21 protein-coding genes and 1 tRNA gene are annotated in these 24856 nt (G+C 69.6%); 15 read left to right on the forward strand and 7 right to left on the reverse strand.

The features are described from left to right. Nucleotides 1-146: 146 nt before the first annotated feature. Nucleotides 147-5705 (reverse strand): ThuA domain-containing protein, encoded by a 5559-nt coding sequence (locus VPH61_RS06935; protein WP_332062775.1) that lies wholly within the window; start codon nucleotides 5703-5705, stop codon nucleotides 147-149. 214 nt (nucleotides 5706-5919) lie between these two features. Between VPH61_RS06935 and VPH61_RS06940 the strand changes: the two genes are divergently transcribed. Beyond that, a complete protein-coding gene (locus VPH61_RS06940) occupies nucleotides 5920-6666 on the forward strand; it encodes a phosphoglyceromutase (RefSeq protein WP_332062776.1) in 747 nt (248 codons plus the stop codon). A 70-nt stretch (nucleotides 6667-6736) separates the two neighbouring features. On the opposite strand, the gene phoU is transcribed toward VPH61_RS06940, so the two are convergent. Then, nucleotides 6737-7396 (reverse strand): phosphate signaling complex protein PhoU, encoded by a 660-nt coding sequence (gene phoU, locus VPH61_RS06945; RefSeq protein ID WP_332062777.1) that lies wholly within the window; start codon nucleotides 7394-7396, stop codon nucleotides 6737-6739. Between the two features lie 183 nt (nucleotides 7397-7579). Between phoU and VPH61_RS06950 the strand changes: the two genes are divergently transcribed. Together VPH61_RS06950 and VPH61_RS06955 are read left to right on the forward strand one after the other, a co-directional pair. After that, the gene (locus tag VPH61_RS06950) at nucleotides 7580-8767 is read left to right on the forward strand and encodes a sensor histidine kinase (protein ID WP_332062778.1); all 1188 of its coding nucleotides are present in this window, start codon (nucleotides 7580-7582) and stop codon (nucleotides 8765-8767) included. Further along, the gene (locus tag VPH61_RS06955; RefSeq protein WP_056010451.1) at nucleotides 8764-9444 is read left to right on the forward strand and encodes a response regulator transcription factor; all 681 of its coding nucleotides are present in this window, start codon (nucleotides 8764-8766) and stop codon (nucleotides 9442-9444) included. The genes VPH61_RS06950 and VPH61_RS06955 overlap by 4 nt, the downstream gene beginning before the upstream one ends. A 105-nt stretch (nucleotides 9445-9549) precedes the next feature. Here the strand turns inward: VPH61_RS06955 and VPH61_RS06960 are convergent, their stop codons facing one another. Further along, nucleotides 9550-10032, reverse strand: coding sequence for a hypothetical protein (locus VPH61_RS06960; protein WP_332062779.1), 483 nt, complete (start codon nucleotides 10030-10032; stop codon nucleotides 9550-9552). A gap of 156 nt (nucleotides 10033-10188) precedes the next feature. On the opposite strand from VPH61_RS06960, the gene VPH61_RS06965 reads away from it, so the two are divergent. The 4 genes from VPH61_RS06965 to rlmB all read left to right on the forward strand — a co-directional run bounded on the left by VPH61_RS06965 (nucleotide 10189) and on the right by rlmB (nucleotide 14453). Beyond that, nucleotides 10189-10671, forward strand: a complete 483-nt coding sequence (locus tag VPH61_RS06965; protein WP_022889889.1) for a CarD family transcriptional regulator — start codon at nucleotides 10189-10191, stop codon at nucleotides 10669-10671. Between the two features lie 100 nt (nucleotides 10672-10771). Further along, the gene (gene ispD / locus VPH61_RS06970; protein ID WP_332062780.1) at nucleotides 10772-11962 is read left to right on the forward strand and encodes a 2-C-methyl-D-erythritol 4-phosphate cytidylyltransferase; all 1191 of its coding nucleotides are present in this window, start codon (nucleotides 10772-10774) and stop codon (nucleotides 11960-11962) included. A gap of 44 nt (nucleotides 11963-12006) precedes the next feature. After that, nucleotides 12007-13431, forward strand: coding sequence for a cysteine--tRNA ligase (gene cysS, locus VPH61_RS06975; RefSeq protein ID WP_332062781.1), 1425 nt, complete (start codon nucleotides 12007-12009; stop codon nucleotides 13429-13431). Beyond that, nucleotides 13428-14453 carry a 23S rRNA (guanosine(2251)-2'-O)-methyltransferase RlmB gene (rlmB, locus tag VPH61_RS06980; RefSeq protein WP_332062782.1) on the forward strand — a complete coding sequence of 342 codons (1026 nt, stop codon included), beginning with the start codon at nucleotides 13428-13430 and terminating at the stop codon, nucleotides 14451-14453. The genes cysS and rlmB overlap by 4 nt, the downstream gene beginning before the upstream one ends. Nucleotides 14454-14490: 37 nt before the next feature. Here rlmB and VPH61_RS06985 read toward each other — a convergent pair whose 3' ends face one another. Both VPH61_RS06985 and VPH61_RS06990 read right to left on the reverse strand, forming a co-directional pair. Next, nucleotides 14491-15813 carry a DUF4032 domain-containing protein gene (locus tag VPH61_RS06985; RefSeq protein ID WP_332062783.1) on the reverse strand — a complete coding sequence of 441 codons (1323 nt, stop codon included), beginning with the start codon at nucleotides 15811-15813 and terminating at the stop codon, nucleotides 14491-14493. A 136-nt stretch (nucleotides 15814-15949) separates the two neighbouring features. Further along, nucleotides 15950-17050: an ABC transporter ATP-binding protein gene (locus VPH61_RS06990; protein ID WP_056013056.1), complete on the reverse strand. Its 1101-nt coding sequence runs from the start codon at nucleotides 17048-17050 to the stop codon at nucleotides 15950-15952. 247 nt (nucleotides 17051-17297) lie between these two features. Here VPH61_RS06990 and VPH61_RS06995 point away from each other — a divergent pair, with 247 nt between their 5' ends. The 3 genes from VPH61_RS06995 to VPH61_RS07005 all read left to right on the forward strand — a co-directional run bounded on the left by VPH61_RS06995 (nucleotide 17298) and on the right by VPH61_RS07005 (nucleotide 19466). Continuing rightward, the gene (locus VPH61_RS06995; RefSeq protein WP_332062784.1) at nucleotides 17298-18230 is read left to right on the forward strand and encodes a DsbA family protein; all 933 of its coding nucleotides are present in this window, start codon (nucleotides 17298-17300) and stop codon (nucleotides 18228-18230) included. Nucleotides 18231-18351: 121 nt separating this feature from the next. After that, nucleotides 18352-18424 (forward strand) — tRNA-Thr (locus VPH61_RS07000). Between the two features lies 1 nt (nucleotide 18425). Then, nucleotides 18426-19466, forward strand: a complete 1041-nt coding sequence (locus VPH61_RS07005; protein WP_332062785.1) for a DMT family transporter — start codon at nucleotides 18426-18428, stop codon at nucleotides 19464-19466. Here VPH61_RS07005 and VPH61_RS07010 read toward each other — a convergent pair. Both VPH61_RS07010 and msrB read right to left on the reverse strand, forming a co-directional pair. Continuing rightward, complete coding sequence (locus tag VPH61_RS07010; RefSeq protein WP_332062786.1) at nucleotides 19450-20004, reverse strand: nitroreductase family protein; 555 nt, start codon at nucleotides 20002-20004, stop codon at nucleotides 19450-19452. The genes VPH61_RS07005 and VPH61_RS07010 overlap by 17 nt on opposite strands. Beyond that, entirely contained in the window at nucleotides 20005-20406 is a 402-nt protein-coding gene (gene msrB, locus VPH61_RS07015) for a peptide-methionine (R)-S-oxide reductase MsrB (protein WP_332062787.1), read from the reverse strand. A gap of 197 nt (nucleotides 20407-20603) precedes the next feature. Between msrB and VPH61_RS07020 the strand changes: the two genes are divergently transcribed. From VPH61_RS07020 to groL, 5 genes are all read left to right on the forward strand, one after another. Then, on the forward strand, nucleotides 20604-20900 hold the full coding sequence (locus VPH61_RS07020; RefSeq protein WP_332062788.1) for a DUF3263 domain-containing protein: 297 nt from the start codon (nucleotides 20604-20606) through the stop codon (nucleotides 20898-20900). A gap of 28 nt (nucleotides 20901-20928) precedes the next feature. Further along, nucleotides 20929-21474, forward strand: coding sequence for a LytR C-terminal domain-containing protein (locus tag VPH61_RS07025; protein WP_332062789.1), 546 nt, complete (start codon nucleotides 20929-20931; stop codon nucleotides 21472-21474). Nucleotides 21475-21730: 256 nt separating this feature from the next. Further along, the gene (locus tag VPH61_RS07030; protein ID WP_056010420.1) at nucleotides 21731-21934 is read left to right on the forward strand and encodes a cold-shock protein; all 204 of its coding nucleotides are present in this window, start codon (nucleotides 21731-21733) and stop codon (nucleotides 21932-21934) included. Between the two features lie 78 nt (nucleotides 21935-22012). Next, a complete protein-coding gene (locus VPH61_RS07035; protein ID WP_332062790.1) occupies nucleotides 22013-23062 on the forward strand; it encodes a DUF3048 domain-containing protein in 1050 nt (349 codons plus the stop codon). 125 nt (nucleotides 23063-23187) lie between these two features. Further along, the gene (gene groL / locus VPH61_RS07040; protein WP_056010414.1) at nucleotides 23188-24807 is read left to right on the forward strand and encodes a chaperonin GroEL; all 1620 of its coding nucleotides are present in this window, start codon (nucleotides 23188-23190) and stop codon (nucleotides 24805-24807) included. Nucleotides 24808-24856: the final 49 nt, after the last annotated feature.

The raw sequence follows: 24856 nt of genomic DNA on the forward strand, positions 1-24856 counted from the left end.
GGGGGGGGGGGGGGGGGTGGCCGCCGCGCCCCCAGCCCCCCCCCCCCCCCGGGGGGCCCCCCCCCCCCCCCCCCCCCCCCGGCGGGGCGGGGGGGGGGGGGGGGGGGGGGGGCCCCGTCGACCCCCCGCCCCCCCGACCCGGGTGATCAGTTGCAGCTCGCGGCGGCGTACTCGGCGTCGACCGAGAACGTCACGGGCGCACCATCGATGGTCGCGGTCGCCGTGACGGCGACCGTTCCCGCGGGCACTTCGACGGAACGGGTCGTGAACGAGTGCACGGCGTTCTTGCCGGGAGCGATGGCGGCGAACGACTTGGTGCCGTAGGCCGACTCGAAGGTCAACGCCACGGGCACCTCCTCGTTGTTCGTCACCTTCACCGATACGAGCGCCTTGCCGGCGATGCACCGCGTGTTCGCGACCACGGTCACGTCGAGCGTCGGCTCCGGGGCCTCCGTCTCGAGGTGGAAGTAGTCGAACTCCACCACCACGGGCGTCTCCTGCTGCGGGCCGATCGCCATCAGACCCAGTCCGCGGAGCGGCGTGTCGAAGGTGATCCCCGTGTCGCCGAGCGGCGTCCAGTTGACACCGCCGTCGCTCACCTCCGAGGTGTACACGTTGCCGGTCTTCGTGACCCGGACGTACCAGTACCCGCTCTCGGTGGAGTCGGCGATGTTGACGTTGCGGCTGCCGTAGCCCGCGCCGTTCGCCTCAGCAGCCATCTCCGCCCGCAGATCGAGCGCGCTGCCCGGTGCGTTGTAGGCGACGATGTCGGCCTTGACGTAGTTGTCGTCGTCGGCCCACATCATGAGTCCGGCCAGCTGGTAGCGGTGCTGCAGCGGAGCCTTGAACTTCGTCGTGGCCACCCAGTCGCCCTCGGGCGCCTCGGTGAGGATGAAGTTGCGCGGCGACAGCGGGTTGTTCCCGTTGATGTCGCCCGGCTGCGTCGTGACCTTCAGGTGACCGTCTGCGACCTCGGCGTGGTTGGAGTCGTACCGAACGCTCTCCGACCAGCGGCACCCGTCGATCGCGGCGCCGTCGAACTCGTCGCTGGGTGCGACGGGCTCTCCGGCCGCGGGCTCGGGGCTGAAGTGGAACCAGTCCACCTTCGCCGTGACCGGCGTCGTCCCGAGGTCGCCGGCGGCCATGACGCCGATCTTCGCGTTCTGCTTGAGCTGCAGCTGTCCGGCGAGGGCGCTCCACGTCAGACCGTCTGCCGAGTAGGAACCCGTCAGCACGCTGCCGTTGCTTGTGAGCTTCAGCTGGATCGTCGTCGGGAACCCGGCGGGCAGGGCGGGAGCGGCCGGCGTGGTGCGGGCACCAGCCGTCTCGCTCTGGAACTCGATGAAGCGTCCACCGCTCTGGTTCCGAACGAAGGCGAGCTTGTTGTACTCGTCATCGCTCTGGTGCACCACGAGCCCGGCCCACTGCCAGTGCGAGTTGTGCGGCAGCGTGATCTTCGTCGTCGCCTCCCACGCGCCGGCGGGCAGCGGCTTGCCGGCGAAGCTCACGGGGCCGGTCGAGGCCTCGTTGATGTCGCCGTTGGTGACCGGGAGGTTGAGCGTCCCGCCGCTCTGCGTGATCGGCTTGGCGCTGTCTTCACGGATCGACCAGAACGGCGAGAGCGCCGGTGCGTCGAACTCATCGGAGAGCGGGGCGGCTGCACACATCAGCGGCTCGAGCGGTTCGGTGGGCTGCGGGCCCTCGACGTCGGTGTCGATCGCGAAGTCCGCGAAGTCGACCGTGCCGGCACCCGTGGCGTGCGAGACCGTGAACATGCCCACGTCCTGCGTGGCGGCGGCACCGGTCAGGTTGACCACGCCTCCGACCTGGGTCCAGGCGGTGCCGTTCTTCGAGAAGTACGCCGTGTAGTCGGCGCCCGCACGCTTCAGCTTCACCCAGACGGGGTAGCTCGTCGTGCCGCCCTGAACCGAGGTGTTGAGCTGACCGTTCCCGTCGGGATCGGCGAGGAACTCGATGCCACCGCTCGGACGGATGCCGACCATCGCGTAGCCCGGCGAGGTGCCCGGCTGCGTGATGTCGTTGCGCACGATGAGACCGGCCTTGGCAGCGCCGTTGGTGTTCTGCTGCGCGTCGACCTTGACCACCGCCTCCCAGTCCTCATCGCCGCCGGCGGGTGCGTACAGCGTCGAGTACTCGTCGATGCCCTGCCAGGTGTCGTCGCCGGCGCCGGTGATGCGGAAGCGGCCATCGCCGATCCGCTCGAAGGTGCCGTCGGCGTTCGTGAACGGGACGAGGTCCCCGAAGAGCTCGCCGACCTGCGCCTGCACCACGCGAGACGTGGTGGACTTGCCGGCCGTGTTGGTCGCGACGGCGGTGAGCTTGTAAAGGCCCTCCTCCGGTGCAGCCCACGTTGCAGTGTACGGAGCGGCGTCATCGACGCCGATGGAGGTTCCATCGACGAAGAACTCGACCTGCGCCACGTCGCCCGCTGCATCGGCCTCGACGGTGACGTCCTGACCGGGCTCGAGCTCGACATCCTGCGCGGGCGCCGTGATGGCGACCGTCGGCGAGGCTTCGGGCGAAGCGCCCTGACCGATCGCCTCGAGGAAGTTGAGCTTGACCTCGCCGCCTCGGATGACGACGTAGAGATCCATCGTCTCGGCGGGGAACGCGCTCACGTCGACGCGCACGTCGGTGAATCGCATCGATCCCGTCGCGGGCACGGCGGCCGTGGCGAGGAGCTCACCGTCGGCGGCGCCGTTGCGGAGCTCGATGCTTGCGCCGGCCGACACTGCCGAGACACGGAGTGCGAGCTCGTCGACCCGGTAGAAGTTCACCGGGTCGAAGCGCGCCCACGCACCGTCGTCGCCGACGATCACCCGGTCGCTCTCGATGCCTTCGACATCGCGGCTGGGGGCCGTCGTCATGGCGTTCGCACTGTCGAAGAACTCCGCCTGCTTCCGCTTCGGGAAGACGAGCGTCGTCTCCGAACCCGTCAACGGGTTGGCACCGGCTTCGCCGCCGCCGTCCGTGTAGCGGGCGTCGAGGGCGAAGAAGATGTTCTCGTCGGCCGCGTGGCCGCCGAGCGTCGTCTCCGTCGTGCCCGTGAACCCGCTCAGCGGGGTCGTGGGGTGCGCGTGCTCATCGTGTCCGAGTGCCGGCTGGATGATGACGTCGTCACCGTTCACGGTGCCGTCTTCGGGGTCGGTCACTGCGACGTCCCACGAGAGGTCGTCTCCGAAGTCGAAGAACGAGCCGTTCGGCGGAAGGCTGAACGAGACGTCCGGGCGAGTGTTGCCCACGGTGATCGGAACCGTCGTCGTCGCGGTCTTGCCGTCGGGGTCGGTGACGGTCAGTCGCGCGTCGAAGACGCCCTCGGCCTCGTAGGTGTGCGTCGCCGTGGCGGTGGAGGCGTCGTCGGTGCCGTCGCCGTCGAAGTCCCAGGCGAACGCGAGTTCCGCGTTCTCGGGGTCCGACGAGGAGGTGCCGTCGAACGTCACCGTGAGCGGCGCCGGACCGGAGTCGACGTCACTCGTGGCCTTGGCGATCGGCGAACGCGAACCCGAGATGTAGTCGATGCGGTGCAGCCCGGAGTTGGGGTTGTCGCGACCGAATCCGCCGCCCCAGTCGAGCACGTAGAGCGACCCGTCGGGGCCGAACCGCGAGTCGATCGGAGCGAGGAACTGCTCCTGCGGCAGGAAGGCGTTGACCTTCTCGACGGCGTTGCCGCCGCCGGTCGCGCCGTCGGCCAGCTGGATCGAGTACATCTTGTTGCGAGCCCACTCGTAGAAGAACGGCTTGCCGTCGTACGAGGCCGGGAACTTCGTGTCCGAATCGAGTGCGGCGTCGAAGTTGTAGACCGGTCCGCCCATGGGGGCGAGGCCGCCGCCCTGGGGGATGATCCCCGGGACCGACGAACGCTTGTAGCCGTACCACATGTCGGCTGCTCGCGCGGCCGGCAGTTCGGTCAGGCCGGTGTTGCGGGGCGAGTCGTTGATCGGTGCGGCGCAGTCGAAGAAGTCGCCGACCGTGACCGGGCTCGTCGTGTAGTCGACGTTGCGGAACGGCTCGTTGTTTCCCATGCAGAGCGGCCAGCCGTAGTTGCCGGGGCTCGTGATGTAGTTCCACTCAGCGATGCCGGCGGGTCCACGCGTCGTGGGTGCGTCGGTGCCGTTGTCGGGCGAATAGTCGGCGAGGCTGATGGCGCCCGTCGTCTGGTCGATCGAGAAGCGGAAGGGGTTGCGGAAGCCCATGGCGTAGATCTCGGGCAGCGTCTTGCCGGCCGTGTCGTTCGCCTCGGGGAAGAGGTTGCCCTCGGGGATGGTGTAGCCGGGACCGTCGGGGTTCGGCGTGATGCGGAGCAGCTTGCCACGCAGGTCGTTGGTGTTCGCCGACGTCTCGCGAGCGTCGTGGAACGTGCCGGGACGGGCCGACAGGGGCGCGTAGCCGCCCGACGGCTCCGAGTGGGGGTTCACGTCGTCGCCGACGCCGAGGTAGAGGTTGCCCGCTGCGTCGAAGTCGAGACCGCCACCGGTGTGCCCGGGCTCATCGGGCAGGCGACGTGCCGGCACCTCGATGATGAGCTCTTCCGAAGCGGGGTCGATGACGCCGTTGACCATCGTGAACCGCGAGATGCGGCTCAGGAAGCTCGACGGGTTAGAGTTGTCGGCTGCATCGGGGGAGCGGTAGACGTAGAGTCGCCCGTTCTCGGTGAAGTCGTTGTCGAGCGCGATGCCGAGGAGGCCGTCTTCGCCGCCGGAGTAGACGTCGAGTTCGAGGGCCGTGGTCACGGCGTTCGTCGCCGGGTCCCACACGCGGATCTGGCCGCGGACGAGCTCGGTGTAGAAGACGCGACCGTCTTCGGCGATGTCCATCGCGAACGGCGCCGACGTGTTCTGGTCGAGCGAGACCTTCTCGAAGCTGTCCCAGACGGTACCGCCGCAGTCGCCCTCTTCGACGCCCGCCGCGTACTTCACGCCGCCGACGATGTGCTGCATGAACTTCGGCTCCGCGTAGTGCGATCCGTAGTGGCCCATGGCCGTGGTCCAGGTGCGACCGCCGTCATAGGGCTTGCACCACGAGATCGGGTGGTCGTAGCCCATGGCGTTGCCGCCGGCGTCGTAGCTCGTCTCGTCCATCGAGGCGAGCACGTGCGCGGTGCCGCGAACGTTGTTCGAGAAGTTGTACCACTCGTCGCCGCGGTCCCAGCGGGTCTCTTCGAAGTGCTCGGTCGAGGGGTGCGTGTCGTCCTCGATCCGCACGGTGCCAGGCTGGCCGGGGTCCGATCCCGTTGCGGCGTGGCCCGGCATGAGCGAGCCGACCAGCTCGTCCCACCAGGCGTAGTTGCCGCGCATGTCGGTGGCGTTGTGGATGGCCACGATGCCGCCGCCGCCCTGCTGGTAGCTTTCGAGCGCCGCCTTCTGGTCGGCGTTCCACGGGTCGCCCGATGCCTGGAACATGATGATCGCATCGAAGTGCGGAAGATCGGTGGTGTTGAAGATCGTGGAATCCTCGGTGTGCGTCACCTCCATGCCCTCAGCCTCGAGCGCCGCGGTGATGAGGGGGGTGCCCTTGTCGATCGCGTCCGTGTGACGGTACTGCGTCGTCTTCGTGAAGATCAGGATCTGCGTTCCGTCGTGAGCCTGTGCCGGGGATGCGACCCCGACCACCACCCCGACGGTGAGGACAGACGCGAGTAAGACGGCGACCAGCCGTTTCGCGTCCGTGCGGAGCTGGGTGAGCATTGAGAGACCTCCATTGGTTCCGAATGGCTGGACCTGCGCTCGCGCGGTCGAGCGGCGTTGCACGTCCGCCCCTGAACCTAGGGGGACTTCTGGCGAGCGTCAAGCAAAAGTTGAGGCGGCCCCCATTAAATCCTGTGCTCTCGACAATAAAATCCTGCGCAGACCAGCGCAGAAATATTCAGGGCAGCGGATGCCGCGCCGGTAGGCTGTTCGCATGCCACACACCCTCGTGCTGCTTCGCCACGGCAACAGCGAATGGAACCAGAAGAACCTGTTCACCGGTTGGGTCGACGTGCGGCTCAGCGAGCTCGGCACCGCCGAGGCGGCGCGAGCCGGCGAGCTGCTCGTCGAGTCGAACCTTCTTCCCGACGTGCTGCACACCTCGGTGCTCACCCGTGCGATCCAGACGGCGAACATCGCCCTCGACGTCGCCGACCGCGCGTGGATCGACGTGCGTCGCTCGTGGCGCCTCAACGAGCGTCACTACGGCGCCCTGCAGGGCCTCGACAAGGCCGAGACGCTCGAGAAGTACGGCCCCGAGCAGTTCCAGCTCTGGCGCCGTTCCTTCGACGTGCCGCCGCCCGTGCTGGCCGACGACGCCGAGTACTCGCAGGTCGGCGACCCGCGGTACGCGAACCTCGACGATGCCGAGCTGCCCCGCACCGAGTGCCTGAAAGACGTCATCGCGCGCATGCTGCCGTATTGGCAGGAGGGCATCGTGCCCGACCTCGCGGCCGGCAAGACGGTGCTCGTGACCGCGCACGGCAACTCGCTGCGCGCCCTCGTGAAGCACCTCGACGGCATCAGCGACGACGAGATCGCCGAGCTCAACATCCCCACCGGCATCCCGCTCGTCTACCGTCTCGGCGACGACTTCATGCCGCTCGGCCCCGGCGAGTACCTCGACCCCGAGGCTGCGGCCGCCGGTGCGGCCGCAGTGGCGGCGCAGGGCAAGAAGTAGCCCCCCACTTCCACGAACGACGAAGGCCCGGCGGATGTCGCATCCGCCGGGCCTTCTCGCGTTCCCGCTGCTAGAGGGCCGACTTCTCGGGGTCCCAGTCGCCGGTGGCGAGGTATTGCACCTTCTTCGCGATCGAGACCGCATGGTCGGCGAACCGCTCGTGGTAGCGGCTGGCGAGCGTCGCATCGACCGTGTCGACGGCCTCGCCCTTCCACGTCTCGCCGAGCACCTTGTCGAACACCTGCAGGTGCAGGGCGTCGATCTTGTCGTCCTCGTTGCGGATCTCCTCGGCGAGGTGCACGTCTTCGGTGCGCAGCAGCTCCACGAGCCGGCGCGCGATCTCGACGTCGAGCCGGCCCATCTCGGCGAACGTGGGCCGCAGCGACTTCGGCACCACCTTGTCGGGGAAGCGGTAACGGGCGAGCTGGGCGATGTGGGTCGACATGTCGCCCATGCGCTCGAGCGAGGCGCTGATGCGCAACGCGCTCACGACGATGCGCAGGTCTCGCGCGACGGGCTGCTGCCGAGCGAGGATCGTGATCGCGAGCTCGTCGAGCGCGACCGTCTCCTGGTCGATGTGGTCGTCGTCGGCGATGACCTCTTCGGCCAGGCTCACGTCTGACTCGTTGAAGGCCCGCGTCGCCTTGTCGATCGAATCGGCGACGAGGCCGGCGAGCCCGACGAGCCCTTCCTGCACCTCGCGCAGTTCCTGCTGGAACACCTCACGCATGTCTTCGGATCCTTGTCTGTTCTGGCCCGTGCCGGGCGCGGACGCGCCCGGGCATTCCGGCCTCGGGACATCCTCCCGGCGCAAGATGAACAACAGGTGCCGGGATTCTGAATAGTCGTTAACGTACCGCCGCACAGGCGGCCAACGGTGAATCGGCGCCGAACCGCTGGCTAGTCTGGTGCCATGGACTCCACCTGGTCGGTGCTCACCGCGCTGGCCTTCGGCATCTTCCTCGGCGCCGCCTTCATGATCGTGCTGCACATGGCCGAGCGCCGCGGCTCGAGCGCGGCGAAGGTCGTCGCGCCGACGATCCCCGACGGGGTCGACCAGGTGCTCGACGTGCTCGAGTCCGCGGGCGTCGTGCTCGACCCGTCGAACAACGTGCTCCGCGCCTCGCCCGGCGCCCTCGCCATGGGCCTCGTGCGGCAGCAGTCGCTCGTGCATCCCGAACTGCTCGAGCTCGCGGCATCCGTTCGGCGCGGCGGTGAGCCGCTCGTCGACGAGGTGACGCTCGCTCGCGGCCCCTTCGGCGACTCGACCCTGCGACTGCACGTGCGGGTCGCCCGGCTCGGCACGCGATTCGTGCTGCTGCTCGCCGAGGACCGCACCGAGGCGCACCGCCTCGACGAGGTGCGTCGCGACTTCGTCGCCAACATCAGCCACGAGCTGAAGACGCCGATCGCGTCGGTCAGTCTGCTCGCCGAGGCGCTCGACCAGGCCGCCGACGAGCCCGAGCAGGTGCGCCGCTTCGCCGGCCGGCTCTCGGTCGAGGCCACCCGTCTCGCGCACATCACGAGCGAGGTGATCGAACTCTCCCGGCTGCAGGCCCGCGACGCCCTCCGGCCCGACCGGCTCGTGCGCGTCGACCAGGTCATCGCCGCCGCGGTCGACCAGAACCGCGTCGTCGCGGGCGGCAAGCAGGTCGAGGTCGCCGTGCGCGCCTCGACGAAGGCCGAGGTCTACGGCGACAAGGCGCTGCTCATCGTCGCGGTGCACAACCTCATCGCCAACGCGATCGCGTACTCGAACCCCGGCGGCCGGGTGGGCGTGGGCGCGAAGGTCGACGGCGACGTCGTCGAGATCGCCGTCACCGACCAGGGCATCGGCATCGACGCCGACGAGCTCGAGCGCGTGTTCGAACGGTTCTACCGCGTCGACCAGGCGCGTTCGCGCAACACCGGCGGCTCGGGCCTCGGCCTCAGCATCGTCAAGCACACCGTGCAGAACCACGGCGGCGACGTGCGGGTGTGGTCGCAGCCCGGTCGCGGTTCGACCTTCATGATCCGCCTGCCACGTGCCGAGGCCGCCATCGAGCCCGGTTCCGACGACGGTCGCGAGACCGATTCCACTGAACGAGGAGACCGTACGTGACCCGCATCCTGCTCGTCGAAGACGAGATCGCGCTGAGCGACCCCCTGAGCTTCCTGCTCGAACGCGAGGGCTACGAGGTGGAGGTCGCGGCCGACGGCCCGTCGGCCGTCGAGGCCTTCGACCGGTCGGGCGCCGACCTCGTGCTCCTCGACCTCATGCTGCCGGGGCTGCCCGGCACCGAGGTGTGCCGCGAGATCCGCAGCCGGTCGACGGTGCCGATCATCATGCTCACGGCGAAGGACTCCGAGATCGACATCGTCGTGGGACTCGAGCTCGGGGCCGACGATTACGTCACGAAGCCGTACTCGACGCGCGAGCTGCTCGCGCGCATCAGGGCGGTGCTGCGCCGGCGCATCGAGATCGAGGACTTCGACGAGGCGGTGATCGAGGGCGGCCGCGTGCGCATGGACGTCGACCGGCACACGGTCGAGGTCGACGGCGAGCCCGTGCCCATGCCCCTGAAGGAATTCGAACTGCTCGAGCTCCTCATGCGCAATCCCGGCCGCGTGCTCACCCGAGGTCAGCTCATCGACCGGGTGTGGGGCTCCGACTACTTCGGCGACACGAAGACCCTCGACGTGCACATCAAGCGCATCCGGTCGAAGATCGAGCAGCAGCCCTCCGAACCGGTGCAGCTCGTGACCGTGCGCGGCCTCGGGTACCGCTTCGAGGCCTGACCGGCGCGGCGCCGGACGCTTCGAGCGCCGGATGCCTCGCCTCGCGACATGAGAAACGGGCGAGATGCCGAAGCATCCCGCCCGTTCTGCGTGGGTCGACCGTCGTTACGGAACCAGGTTCTCGTATTCGGGGAGCCGGCCGTCGAGCACCGGGATGAGCTTTTCGACGCCCTCGGCGCCCGAGTACTCGAAGAACATCGGCAGGAACGCGCCGGGCAGGGTGTCGATGCCCTCGAGCACGATGGGCTCGACCTCGTCGGTTCCCTCGGCTGCGTCGACGCCGAAGGCGACCTCGGAGCCGGCCTCGACCTCGATGGTCTGCGGCTCGCTGCCGCCCTCGCCGAACTGCACGTCGAGCGAGACGTCTTCGGTGCCGTTGTTGACGACCGTCATGATGAGCGTGCCGTCGACGCCGTCGTCGGAGACGACGAGCACGTTGCGGAGGTCGAGGTGGCCGACATCGACCGAGACGCCGTCGCTGGCGTCGTAGTGCTCGGTCGTCGCCTGGTAGGTGACCATCGAGCAGCCGCTCGCGCCGAGCGCGATGCCGAGGGCCAGAGCAGCGGATGCCGCGAGACGCGCCTTCACAGAACCTCCAAGTGCGTGGTGCGCACGGGCGGAGGCCCGGGCGCGAAGGGATCGCACCGAGCATATCGTACGAGCAGCGGCAGCCCTGAGAGGGGGCGGAACCTTAGCATGATCCCGAATGTGATATCCTGATAGTTGCCGAAAGGACATCTATTCATGCTTTTTGAGGTTGGCGAAACCGTCGTTTACCCCCACCACGGTGCCGCAACGATCACCGAGGTCAAGAAACGCATCATCAAGGGTGAAGAGAAGCTCTACCTCAAGCTGAACGTCACGCAGGGAGACCTCGTCATCGAGGTGCCTGCTGAGAACGTCGACCTGGTCGGCGTTCGCGACGTCATCGGCAAAGAGGGCCTCGACAAGGTCTTCGAGGTGCTGCGCGCCCCCTTCACCGAGGAACCGACCAACTGGTCGCGTCGCTACAAGGCGAACCTCGAGAAGCTCGCATCGGGTGACGTGATCAAGGTCTCAGAGGTCGTGCGCGACCTGTGGCGCCGCGATCAGGACCGCGGGCTCTCTGCAGGCGAGAAGCGAATGCTCGCCAAGGCTCGTCAGATTCTCATCTCCGAGCTCGCGCTCGCAGAGAAGACCGACGAAGAGGCGGCTTCGACCGTGCTCGACGAGGTCCTCGCCTCCTAGCGGGAGTCTTCACGAACGGCGGGTGCCCATGCACCCGCCGTTCGTCTTTTCCGGGACCCGGAGCCGGACGGCGCCGATGCAGCCCGAGTACGCTCGAACCGTGAGTTCAGCGATCGCCGTCATCATCGTCGCCGCGGGCAGTGGCACCCGGCTCGGGCACACCGAGCCCAAGGCGTTCGTCCCGCTCGGCGCCGGAACGGTGCTCTCGGTCGCCGTCGATTCCGTGCTCGGCATGCGCGAGACCCCGCACCTCGTGCTCGTGGTGCCCGAGGAGCGCGTCGAGTCGGCGCGGGCGGGGTTCGCGCCCATCGCCGCTGCATCCGGCGCAGAGCTCGGCGTCGTCGCCGGCGGCGCGTCGCGACAGGAGTCCGTCGCCGCAGGCCTCGCCGTGCTGCCGGCCGACGTCGACACCGTGCTCGTGCACGACGCCGCCCGCGCGCTCGCGCCGGCGCTGCTGTTCGACGAGGTCGCCGCCGCCGTCCGCGCGCGGCGCCGCGGCATCGTGCCGGCCCTCGACGTCGTCGACACCGTCAAGCGCGTCTCCGACGACGGCCGCGTGCTCGAGACCGTCGACCGTTCAACGCTCCGTGCGGTGCAGACGCCGCAGGGCTTCCCGCGCAGCTCGCTCGACCACGCCTACGCCACGGCCCGCGGTGACTTCACCGATGACGCGGCGCTCGTGGCATCCGCCGGTCTCATCGTCGATGCGGTGCCGGGCGACGTTCGCGCGTTCAAGATCACCGTGCCCGCCGACCTGCATCGCGCGGAGCAGCTCGTCGCCGAGGCGGCCGGCTCCGCGACATCCGCCCCCACCGCACCGCGCGTCGGCACCGGCACCGACGTGCACGCCTTCGCCGACGACGCCTCGACGCCGCTGTGGCTCGCAGGCCTCGAGTGGCCGGGCGAACGAGGCCTCTCGGGGCACTCCGACGGCGACGCCGCTGCGCACGCGATCTGCGACGCACTGCTCGCCGCCGCGGGGCTCGGCGACGTCGGCCAGGTGTTCGGCACGGCCGATGCGCGCTTCGCCGGAGCGCACGGCGAGGTGTTCCTCGCCGAGACCCGCCGACTCGTCGAGGCCGCCGGATGGCGCGTCGGCAACGTCTCGGTGCAGCTCGTCGGCAATCGTCCGAAGCTCGCACCGCGCCGCGCCGAGGCCGAGGCCCTGCTGTCGGGGGTGCTGGGCGCGCCGGTGAGCGTCGCGGCGACCACGAGCGACGGGCTCGGCTTCACCGGACGCGGCGAGGGCGTCGCCGCGATCGCGACCGCCATGCTGCATCCGCTCCGCTGAGCGACCGCACAGGTGCTGACACGCCCGGCCGGTAGGCTTGGCGGGTGACCGTGCGACTCTACGACTCGAAGGCCCAGGCCCTGCGCGACTTCGCGCCCCTGCGCGATGGGCGCGTGGGCATGTACGTCTGCGGTCCGACCGTGCAGTCGAGCCCCCACATCGGGCACCTGCGCAGTGCCCTCGTCTACGACATCATGCGCCGGTGGCTGGCCGCGAGCGGCAACGACGTCGTGTTCGTGCGCAACGTCACCGACATCGACGACAAGATCTTGAACGCGGCGACCGAGAACGGCACCGACGAGCCGTGGTGGGCGTTGGCCTACCGTGTCGAGCTCGAGTTCACCGCGGCGTATGCCTCGCTCGGCATCCTCGCGCCGACCTACGAGCCGCGGGCGACGGCGAGCGTGCAGCAGATGGTCGAGCTCATCGCCCGACTCATCGAGCGCGGTCACGCCTACGCCGCACCGGATGCCTCGGGCGACGTGTACTTCGACACCGCGAGCTGGCCGGCGTACGGCGAGCTCACCCGGCAGCAGCGCGACAAGATGGAGGCGGCGGCCGACGCCGATCCGCGCGGCAAGCGCGACCCCCGCGACTTCGCGCTCTGGAAGGGCCGCAAGTCCGACGAGCCCGAGTCGGCGTCGTGGAAGTCGCCGTGGGGCGACGGTCGACCGGGCTGGCACATCGAGTGCTCGGCGATGGTCACCCGCTACCTCGGTTCCGAGTTCGACATCCACGGCGGCGGCCTCGACCTGCGCTTCCCCCACCACGAGAACGAACTCGCCCAGTCCGCGGCCGCCGGCGACGCCTTCGCGCGGTACTGGGTGCACAACGGCCTCGTGAACATCGGCGGGCAGAAGATGTCGAAGTCGCTCGGCAACTCCGTGTACGCCGCCGAGCTGTTCGCCCTCGCCTCGCCGCTCGCGGTGCGCTATCTCCTCGGGGCGGCCCACTACCGGTCGACGCTCGACTACGCGCCCGGCTCGCTCGCCGAGGCCGAGGCGGCCGTCGAGAGGATCCGCGGATTCCTCTCACGGGTCGAGCGGCGCCTCGCCGGCACCCGGTTCGCGGGAGTGGGCGCCCCGGTGATCCCCGACGCGTTCGCGGCGGCGATGGACGACGACCTCGGCGTGCCGCAGGCCCTCGCCGTGCTGCACGACACCGTGCGCGCAGGCAACCAGGCGCTCGACGCCGAAGAGCTGCACGATGCCGCCGTGGCGCACGGGCAGGTCTCGGCCATGGTCGAGGTGCTCGGCATCGACCCCCGCGACCCGCACTGGGCGACGGCCGACTCGGGCCCCGCAGCATCCGCGCTCGACGCACTCGTCACGCGCCTCATCGAAGACCGACAGGCTGCGCGCGAGTCGAGGGACTACGCTGCCGCAGACCGTATCCGCGCCGAACTCACGGCCGCGGGCATCACCATCGAAGACAGTTCGACCGGAACGCATTGGAGCTTGGGACTATGAAGGGCAGCAGCGGCAAGTCGCGCGCCGGAGCCGTGCGGAAGGCGAAGAACAAGCAGGTCGGCTCGGGCGGCCAGGGCCGTCAGGCCCTCGAGGGCAAGGGGCCCACGCCGAAGGCCGAAGACCGTGCCTGGCACCCAGCCGGCAAGAAGAAGGCGGCGCAGGAGCGCTACGCGGCGACCGGCGGCGGCAAGCGCGTCGCCGGACAGGGCTCGGGCCAGCGCCCAGGTGCCCCGCGCGGTGCGTCCGGTGCGGCACGCCGCGCGAAGTCGGGCGACGAGTCCGAGATCGTGACCGGCCGCAACTCGGTCGTGGAGGCGCTCCGGGCCCGCATCCCCGCGACGACCCTCTACGTCGCCGCGCGCGTCGAGATGGACGACCGCGTGCGCGAGGCGATGAAGGTCGCCACGAACCGCGGCATCCCGATGCTCGAGGTCATGCGCCCAGAACTCGACCGTCTCGCCGGCGAGGGCGGCGTGCACCAGGGCATCGCGCTCAAGGTGCCGCCCTACGAGTACGCGCACCCCATCGAGCTGCTCGACGAGGTGCTCGCCCGCGACGAGACGCCGCTCTTCGTGGCGCTCGACGGCATCACCGACCCGCGCAACCTCGGCGCGATCCTGCGATCGACCGGCGCGTTCGGCGGGCAGGGCGTCATCGTGCCGCAGCGTCGCTCGGTCGGCGTGAACGCGGCCGCGTGGAAGACCTCGGCCGGCGCCGCGGCCCGCGTGCCCGTCGCGATGGCGCCGAACCTCACGCAGACCCTCAAGGCGCTGAAGGAGCGCGGCGTCTTCGTGCTCGGCCTCGACGGCGACGGCGACGTGTCGCTTCCCGGCCTCAGCTGGGCCGACCGCCCGATCGTGATCGTCGTCGGCAGCGAGGGCAAGGGGCTCTCGCGGCTCGTCGCCGAGACGTGCGACGCGATCGTCTCGATCCCGATCTCGGCGTCGACCGAGTCGCTCAACGCCGGCATCGCCGCATCCGTCACGCTCTACGAGATCTCGAAGCTGCGCGCCGCCGACTGAGTCGGCGGCCCGCACCGGGCGCTGTCGGATGCCGCGATCAGACGTTCGCGCGCCAGTCGCCGTCGTCGTCGGGGTCGAGGGCGGCGAACGCCGCCGTGTCGGTCGACGGGATCGTCTCGATCGGCGCCGTGAACGCGCCGGTCGGCGGGCCGATCACGGTCGCCTCGTCGCGCCGGTGCCGCAGCACGGTGTTGATGTAGGAGCTGACGGCCTCGGCCAGCGGGATGTCGTGCCCCACCTGCTGCGCCAGGAACCAGCGGTGGTCGAGCAACTGGTGGAAGACCTCGGCCGGTTCGAGCTTGCCGCGAAGCTCCAGCGGGATCGCCCGGACGACGGGTTCGAACACGCGCATGAGCCACTCGTGCGCGACCATCTCCTCGTCGAGCTCGGTCTTGCCGTAGGCGGCCCGGTACGAGTCGAGGTCGTTGAGCAGGCGCCGCGCCTGGTTCTCGCCGGCGTCGAGACCGGTCAGTCGCAGGAGTCGGCGCTGGTGGTGGCCGGCGTCGACGACCTTCGGCTGGATGCGCACCGTGGTGCCGGATTCATCGGTCTTGATCGCGAGCTCTTCGATGTCGAAGCCGAGCTCGTTCAGCCGGTTGACTCGCTCGTTGATGCGCCAGCGCTCAGCGGTCGAGAACGACTCGGATCCCGTGAGTTCGAGCCAGAGGCTGCGATAGGCCTCCACGATGCCGTTCGAGATGTTGACGGGGTCGAGCTCGTCGGCGACCTTGCCGCCGGCCTCGAGGTCGAGGAGTTCGCCGGCGATGTTCACGCGGGCGATCTCGAGGTCGTTCTCGCGCTGCCCGTTCGAGAGGCCGCCCTCGTAGAGCTTGCCGGTCTCCGCGTCGACGAGGTAGGCGGCGAACGCGCCGGCATCGCGGCGGAAGAGCGTGTTCGAGAGCGAGACGTCGCCCCAGAAGAAGCCGACGATGTGCAGGCGCACGAGCAGCACCGCGAGGGCATCGACGAGGCGGGTCGCGGTGTCGGGGCGCAGCGTCTGGGAGAACAGCGCCCGGTAGGGGAGCGAAAATCGCAGGTGCCGGGTCACGAGCACGGGCTTCAGCTCATCGCCCTCGGCGTCGGTGCGATTGGTGATGACGGCCACCGGCTCGACGCAGGGGATGTCGAGCCGTTGCAGCGTGCGCAGCATCTCGTACTCGCCCTTCGCCATCTCGGCCGTCGTCTCCTTGATCGCCACGATGTGCGCGCCGAGGTGGGCGAACCGCACGAGGTGGCGCGAGATGCCCTTCGGCAGGGCCGCGATCGTCTCGCTCGGCCAGGCCTCGAGGGGGAGGTCCCATGGAAGGTCGAGGAGGGCCGGATCGGCCATTGCCGACGTGATGGAGAGTGAACCGCTCATTGAGGCCTCAGCGTAGTCGTGGTCGATGGCAAGTGGTCGATGGCAAGTGGTCGATGGCACGTGATCGGATGCCGCGGAGATACAGCGATGCCGGCCGGGCAAGCGCCCGGCCGGCATCACCGGTCGACGGGGTGCGTCAGCTGACGACGGCCTTGGTGCCGAGTCGGTCGCCCGACTCGATGTCGAACAGGTGCACGTGGTGCGGCGTCGCGGTCAGGTAGACCTTGTCGCCGGCGTTCGGGTGCATGCGGCCGTCGACGCGGGCGACGATGTCGGTGCGCTTGCCCTCGACCATGGAGTGGCCGTAGAGGTAGCCGTCGGCGCCGAGCTCCTCGACGAGGTCGACCTCGACCGCGAGGCCCTCGCCCTGCACGGGGGAGACGGTGATGTCTTCGGGGCGCACGCCGATGGTGGCGACCTTGCCGCTCGACTGCGCGAGCGTCTCGCGGTCGACCGGAACGGTCGCGGTGCCGAACTTCACTCCGTCGTCGACGAGGTCGGCGTGGAAGAGGTTCATCGCGGGCGAGCCGATGAAGCCGGCCACGAACACGTTGTTGGGCTTCTCGTAGAGGTCGCGCGGAGTGCCGACCTGCTGCAGCAGGCCGTCCTTCAGCACGGCGATGCGGTCACCCATGGTGAGCGCCTCGGTCTGGTCGTGCGTGACGTAGACGGTCGTGACGCCGAGGCGGCGCTGGAGGGACGCGATCTGGGTACGGGTCTGCACGCGGAGCTTCGCGTCGAGGTTCGACAGCGGCTCGTCCATGAGGAAGACCTGGGGCTGGCGCACGATGGCGCGGCCCATGGCGACGCGCTGACGCTGGCCGCCCGAGAGGGCCTTCGGCTTACGGGCCAGGTAGGGCTCGAGGTCGAGGAGCTTGGCGGCCTCGAGCACGCGAGCCGCGCGCTCCTCTTTGCCGACGCCGGCGATCTTGAGCGCGAAGCCCATGTTCTCGGCGACGGTCATGTGCGGGTACAGCGCGTAGTTCTGGAAGACCATCGCGATGTCGCGGTCCTTCGGCGGCACGTCGGTGACGTTGCGGTCGCCGATGAAGATGTTGCCCTCGTTGACCTCTTCGAGGCCCGCGAGCATGCGGAGCGAGGTGGACTTGCCGCAACCGGAGGGGCCGACGAGGACGAGGAACTCGCCGTCTGCGACCTCGAGGTCGAGCTGGTCGACGGCGGGACGGGTGCCGCCGGGGTAGAGGCGGGTTGCCTTGTCGAACGTGACTGACGCCATTTTCGTGTTTCTCCTTCACCGGCAGGTACGTGCCGGACGATCCGTAGTGATGGACTGCGTCGACGCTGACGCCCACTCAGTATCGCATGCGCGACGGCGTGCTCCGTACCCGCCGGGAACGGGCGCACAGCGCGGATCCGGGAACCTCGCGGAATCCGTTTGGGTGTTTCCCAGCCATTCTCCCTACTATCGTGTGTGCGTCCGCATGCATACATGCGCGCCCACACAGCGACCGGAGTGACCATCGATGAGCAACGGCGGATCGAATCAGCCACGCCCCACCCGTAACGAGCAGCGCGAAGCAGCGCGCGAGAAGGCGCGCGAGCTCCGCGAGGGGCAGAAGAAGCGCGAGCGACGCAACAAGTGGCTCATCCAGGGCGGCGTCATCGTCGCCGTGGTGGCGGTCGCGGCGCTCATCGGCGGCCTGATCTTCAACAACATCAAGCCCGACGGCCCCGGCCCCGCCAACATGGCGAGCGATGGCATCCTGCTGACCGGCGTCGACGGCGTGATCACCCCGACCGAGACCCCGGCCCTGGCCGCCGGCGAGAAGCCGACGCCGACCGTGCCCGACGACAGCGGCACCGTGGCGAACATCGTCACCTACATCGACTACCTGTGCCCCTTCTGCGGCCAGTTCGAGACGACCAACTCCGACTCCATCCGCACGATGGTCGAGTCGGGTGCCGCGACGCTCGAGGTGCACCCCATCGCGCTGCTGACGAACAAGTCGGCCGGCACGCAGTACTCGCTGCGTGCGGCGAACGCCGCGGCGTGCGTCGCGAACACCTCGCCCGAGTCCTTCTTCGACTTCAACGCGCTGCTCTTCGAGAACCAGCCCGAAGAGACCTCCGTGGGCCTCAACAACGGCGAGATCAAAGAACTCGCGAAGCAGGCCGGCGTGAGTTCGCTGTCGACGGTCGAGAAGTGCATCGACGACACCAGCTTCAAGAAGTGGGTGCAGGATGCCACGACGCGCGCTCTGACCGAGCCGGTGCCGAACTCCGACCTCGAGTCCATCAAGGGCACCCCGACGGTGCTCGTGAACGGCAAGCAGTACGAGGGTTCGCTGACCGACCCGGCCGAGTTCCAGTCCTTCGTGCTGCAGGCCACCGGCGAGACGTTCTCCGAGTCGACCTCGACGCCGTCGCCGACCCCGACGCCGACTCCCGCGCAGTAGCGCGAGACGCGAGATCGCTTCGAAGGCCCGGCCGTGTGCCGGGCCTTCGTGCGTTCGGCTCAGGTCTGCATGCCGACTCGCGCATCGGCGATCGGTAGGATGTCGGAGAGGCTTCGCCCTCGCCGGCTTGGCGCAATTGGTAGCGCACCGCTCTTGTAAAGCGGGGGTTGTGGGTTCGAGTCCCATAGCCGGCTCTTGACTCAGCACGCAGCACAGCAGACGCCCTCGGCGGGTACCGAGGCACACCACCATCACCACGTCGAGCACTCGCGCATCCCGATGTGGATCGCGCTCGTGCTCGCACTGCTCTTCGGCGCGGGCACCGCGCTGCAGTCGCGCGTCAACGGGCAGCTCGCGGTGGCGCTCGACGACCCGTTCGTCGCAGCGGCATTCTCGTTCGGCAGCGGGCTCGTGATCCTCCTGCTCGTGCTCCCCATGTGGAAGCCGGGGCGCGCCGGGCTCGCGAAGGTCGTCGGCGAGCTGCGCGGCCGCACCCTGCCCTGGTGGATGGTGCTCGGCGGGCTCGCGGGCGCGTGGTTCGTGACGACGCAGGGCCTCTCGGCCGGCGTCATCGGCGTCGCCCTCTTCACGATCGCGATCGTCGCGGGTCAGACTGTCGGCGGCATCGTGTTCGACCTCGTCGGGCTCGGCCCGGGCGGGCGACGGCCACTGAGCGCGACGCGCGTCGTCGGCGCCGTGCTCGCCCTCGCCGCGATCGGCTGGGCGGTGTCGGCGCAGCTCGCCGGCGACGCCCCGATCGTGCTCATGGTGCTGCCGTTCATCGCCGGCGTCGGTGCGGCCTGGCAGCAGGCCGTGAACGGCCGGGTCAAGGCGGTTGCGGCAAGCGCGTACACCGCGACGCTGTTCAACTTCACGGTCGGAACCACGGCGCTCGTCATCGTGATGCTCGTGCACGCGGCATCCGCCGGCTGGCCCGAGGCCCTGCCCACCGAGCCGTGGCTCTACGCGGGCGGGGCGCTCGGCTGCATCTTCATCGCCGGCCAGGCGATGCTCGTGCGTCGGCTCGGGGTGCTGCTGCTCGCCCTCTGCGGCGTCGCCGGTCAGCTCGTCGCGGCGCTCGCCCTCGACCTGCTGCTGCCGACGGCCGATCGGCCGGTGGGCATCGCCACGATCGGCGGCACGGTGCTCGCGCTCATCGCCGTGGGCGTTGCCTCGATCCGCTGGGGGCGACGCAAGCACGCGCTGCCGCCGGCCGAGGTCACTGCAGCGAGCTGAACCTCGAGGCGGCGTCCACGGCGGGTCCGCGGTCGCCTCGCGCGCCGTCGGGCAGCCCGCCGACGTACAACCAGCCGAGCAGGCGTTCACCGTCAGCCAGGCCATGCAGCTCCGCGGCGAGCGGATGCCGCGTGTGCGGGCCGCTGCGCCACATCACGCCCCATCCAGCATCGTCGAGGAGCAGGGTCAGTTGATGGGCGACGCCGGCGGCGACGGCCTCCTGCTCCCACGCCGGCACCTTGAAATGCGGAGTCGTGGTGGCGACCATCGCGAGCAGCAGCGGGGCGCGCAGCGGCTTCGCCGCGAGACGGGCGCCGTGCTCGCCATCGAGGCCGGCGGCAGCGGCGAGCGCGTCACCGAGGCGGTTGCGCGCCTCGCCGCGCAGCGCGATCACGCGCCACGGCCGGAGCGCAGCGTGGTCGGCCACCCGGCCGGCCGCTTCGAGCAGGGCGACGATCTCTGCGTCGTCGGGTGCGACATCCGTGACCTTCGGCGACGAGCGCCGCGCGAGCATCGCCTCGCGGACGGACGACGCCACTCAGGACTCGGCGGAGAAGTCGAGGGCGATCGAGTTCATGCAGTAGCGGTCGCCGGTGGGGGTGCCGAAGCCGTCGGGGAAGACGTGGCCCAGGTGCGATCCGCAATTCGCGCAGCGCACCTCGGTGCGCACCATGCCGAGCGACGAGTCCTCGATGAGCTGCACGGCCTCGGGCCGCACCGACTCGTAGAAGCTCGGCCAGCCGCAGCCCGAGTCGAACTTCGTGCCGCTCTTGAACAGCTCGGCGCCGCAGGCGGCGCACGAGTAGATGCCGGCCCGTTCCTCGTCGAGGAGTTCGCCCGTCCACGGGCGCTCGGTCGCCGCCTCGCGGAGCACGGCGTACTGCTCGTCGCCGAGCTCGGCGCGCCACTCGTCGTCGGTCTTGTCCACGTTGTACGCCATGAAGCGTCCTCTCACTGCTCGCGTCGGTGCTCCTCCATGGTCGCAGGTCTCCCGATGGGATCCGACACGAGGTGCAACGCGGGGTCGTGCACCGGTGTTCCCGCGGGCACACGCCGTCGGCACTCGGCTCCCGCGCGGCCGACTGTGTCTAGGATTTGTGCAGGCGCGCATCCGGCTCGCCTCGACGGGAGGACGAGATGAGCGCCGAGCGCCTGCCGAACCGCCCCGTCGATTCGGCGCTCGACGAGCGCGACGAGCGGGTGCTCGCGTTCGAGGCCCGTGCCTGGCAGCATCCCGGCGCGAAGGCGGAGGCGATCCGCGACGAGTTCGGCATCTCCGCCGCCCGCTACTATCGGATCCTCGGCGAGCTCATCGATTCACCCGCGGCGCTGAGGCACGATCCGATGCTCGTGAAACGCCTGCAGCGGATGCGTGCGGCCCGGGCAGCGGCGCGAACGCGTCGTTCGCTCTCGATCGGCCGAGCGCTCGACTGAGCGCGGCCCCCGACAGACGACTGGACCCATGGCGCAGAAGTTCCCCCGCGATCGCTTCGACTCGATCCCGCACGGCATCGACCGTGTCGGTGCCCACCGCGCACCCGCGCGCCGCGGCGCCGGATGGATCGCGTTCGGATGGGCGGCGCTCGCGACCGTCGTGCTCGTCGCCGTCGGCATCGGCGGCGTCATGCTCTTCAACGACCGGCTGAACTTCGGCGAAACGGCGGTCCCGACCCCGAGTGCGACCCCGGTCGTCACCGCGGAGCCCGTCATCGCTCCCGACATCCCGGTGCTCGTGCTGAACGGCACGTCGACCGCCGGCCTCGCGGCGCAGGCAGCCGAGACGCTGACCGCCAACGGGGTGCCCGTGGGATCGACGGCCAACGCGAGCGAGAACACGCTGACCGAGACGGTCGTCTACTACGCGACGCCCGAACTCGAGGGGGCCGCCCGCGGCGTCGCGCAGTTCCTGCCCGAGGCAGAGGTGCGCGTGTCCGACCAGTTCGCGGCGACCGGCAACCAGCTCGTGGTCGTGCTCGGCTCCGACTACGCCACCGCCGTCGCGGGCTGACCGCCGCCCGGCCGGGGCCGCTCACGGGCGGGCGTTCGCGGCCGCTCGGGTCGTTCGCGACCGCGAATCGTTGCCATTCCGATATCCGCTCAGCTTCGCAGACCCTTGTGCCGGAACGTCCAGTCGTGAGTATCTGGATTCGGCCGCTCGACAGCGCGAGCGCACGGTTCCGTCCCTGGCGTCGTGCGCGCGAGTGAGCGGCCCGGCACAGGCCACGGGCGCGTGCTGATCGGACACGGCAACATGGGAGCAACGCATGGCGAACGGAACCGTCAAGTGGTTCAACGCTGAAAAGGGCTACGGATTCATCACCGTCGACGAGGGGGGCCAAGACGTCTTCGTCCACTACTCCGCCATCGACATGTCGGGGTACAAGGTGCTCGAGGAGGGGCAGCAGGTCGTCTTCGAGGTCGGCACGGGCTCGAAGGGGCCGCAGGCCGAGGGCGTCCGCCCGGCCTGACGAGATTCGCGAGAACGCGCCGCCGGCCCGGCGGCGCGTTCTCGCGTCCGGCTGCGAGCCCCGGGCTACGCTGACCGCATGGGAGCGCAGGCCGGGCGTCCTCCGCGGCGACGGGGAGCGGGGCTCGGCGTGCTCGTCGCCTCGGCGCTGCTGCTGGCGGGCTGCCAGTCGGCGACGGAGCCCGATGCCCCGGCGGCCGAGACCGCCGTCCGCCCCTCGTCCGAGTCCGCGGCATCCGCCGTGTCGTTCGCCCCGTTGCGCGGCACCTCCGCCGAGGCTGCCGCGCTCGCACGGCCTTCGCTCGCGGTGAAGGTCGACAACCACGAAGAGGCGCGACCGCAGATCGCGCTGAACCGCACCGACATCGTCTTCGAGGAACTCGTCGAGGGCGGTCTCACCCGCTACGTCGCGGTCTGGCACTCCGATGTGCCCGACGAGGTCGGCCCCGTGCGGTCCATCCGTCCGATGGACCCCGACATCGCCTCGCCCTTCGGGGGCATCATCGCCTACTCGGGCGGCCAGGACCAGTTCGTCGAGATGATGATGGCGACACCGCTCGTGAACATCGTGTTCGACTTCGACGAGACCGGGCTCTTCTCGCGCGCCGACGAACGGCCGGGCCCCCACGACGTCATCCTGCACTCCACCGAGGCCGTCGCCCGCAACGCCGAGCTTGCGCCGCCGCCGGTGCAGTTCGCCTACGGCACCGCCGATCCGCTCGCGGCCCCGGCCCTCGCCGCGGCGCCGACCTCGCGTATCGACCTCGTCTTCTCCGAAGACCGGTTCCCAGCGTGGGAGTGGGATGCCGCGGCATCCGTCTGGCTCAGGTCGCAAGCGGGCTCGCCCGACCTCGAGGCCTCCGGGGAGCGCGTGCGCGCCACGAACGTCGTGACGCTGCGAGTGGGCATCGACTGGAGCTACGGCGAAGTGCCGAAGACCGTCATGGTCGGCTCGGGCGAGGCCTGGGTCTCCGCCGGGGGGCGGACCGCGCACGGCACCTGGGTGAAGGACGCCGCGGGGTCGCCGATCGTGCTCACCGCCGACGACGGGTCGCCGTTGCGCCTGGCTCCCGGCAACACGTGGGTCGAGCTCGTGCCGAACGAGGGTTCTGCGGCCTTCACGCCCTGAGCGGACAGCCTCGGGCTCGCTTGCACTCGTGGCGGTCGAGTGCCAGAATCGATTTAGCACTCACTCGTTTTGAGTGCTAACCCAACGAATCTTTGAAGACGTCCGGGAAAGGACGAGAGAAACACATGGCAAAGATCATTGCTTTCAACGAGGAGGCCCGTCGTGGTCTCGAGCGTGGCCTCAACACGCTCGCCGACGCGGTGAAGGTGACCCTCGGCCCGCGCGGACGCAACGTCGTGCTCGAGAAGAAGTGGGGCGCACCCACGATCACGAACGACGGTGTGTCGATCGCCAAGGAGATCGAGCTCGACGACCCGTACGAGAAGATCGGTGCGGAGCTCGTCAAGGAGGTCGCCAAGAAGACCGACGACGTCGCCGGTGACGGCACCACGACCTCGGTCGTGCTCGCCCAGGCGCTCGTGCGTGAGGGCCTCCGCAACGTCGCAGCAGGCGCCGACCCCATCTCGCTGAAGCGCGGCATCGAGAAGGCCGTGCGCGCCGTCGAGGCCGAGCTCCTCGCCAACGCGAAGGACGTCGAGACGAAGGAAGAGATCGCCGCCACGGCATCGATCTCGGCCGCCGACGAGCAGATCGGTGCGCTCATCGCCGAGGCGATCGACAAGGTCGGCAAGGAGGGCGTCGTCACCGTCGAGGAGTCGAACACCTTCGGCACCGAGCTCGAGCTCACCGAGGGCATGCGCTTCGACAAGGGCTACCTGTCGGCGTACTTCGTCACCGACCCCGAGCGCCAGGAAGCGGTCTTCGAAGACCCCTACATCCTCATCGTCAACGGCAAGGTCTCCAACATCAAGGACCTGCTGCCGATCGTCGACAAGGTCATCCAGACCGGCAAGCAGCTCCTCATCATCGCCGAAGACGTCGACGGCGAAGCCCTCGCGACGCTGATCGTCAACAAGATCCGCGGCATCTTCAAGTCGGTCGCCGTCAAGGCTCCCGGCTTCGGTGACCGCCGCAAGGCCCAGCTGCAGGACATCGCGACCCTCACCGGTGGCCAGGTCATCTCCGAGGAGGTCGGCCTCAAGCTCGAGAACGTCACCCTCGACCTGCTCGGTTCGGCTCGCAAGGTCATCATCACCAAGGACGAGACGACCATCGTCGAGGGTGGCGGCGACGAGGAGGCCATCGCCGGCCGCGTCGCGCAGATCCGCAAGGAGATCGAGAACACCGACTCCGACTACGACCGCGAGAAGCTCCAGGAGCGCCTCGCCAAGCTCGCCGGCGGCGTCGCCGTCATCAAGGCGGGTGCCGCGACCGAGGTCGAGCTCAAGGAGCGCAAGCACCGCATCGAAGACGCAGTGCGCAACGCGAAGGCCGCCGTCGAAGAGGGCATCGTCGCCGGTGGTGGCGTCGCCCTCATCCAGGCCGGCAAGACCGCCTTCGAGAAGCTCGAGCTCACGGGCGACGAGGCGACCGGTGCGAACATCGTTCGCGTCGCGATCGACGCTCCGCTCAAGCAGATCGCCCTCAACGCCGGCCTCGAGCCGGGCGTCGTGGTCGACCGCGTGCGCAACCTCCCGGTCGGCCAGGGCCTCAACGCCGCGACCGGCGAGTACGTCGACATGCTCGCTGCCGGCATCAACGACCCGGTGAAGGTCACCCGCTCCGCGCTGCTGAACGCAGCGTCGATCGCGGGCCTGTTCCTCACCACCGAGGCCGTCGTCGCCGACAAGCCCGAGAAGAACGCGGCTCCGGCCGGCGACCCGACGGGCGGCATGGACTTCTAGTCCGCGCCTCACTCAACGCACACGAAGGGCGTCTCCCTCACGGGAGGCG

The sequence above is a fragment of the Agromyces sp. CCNWLW203 genome (assembly GCF_036576125.1).
GTDB lineage: Bacteria > Actinomycetota > Actinomycetes > Actinomycetales > Microbacteriaceae > Agromyces.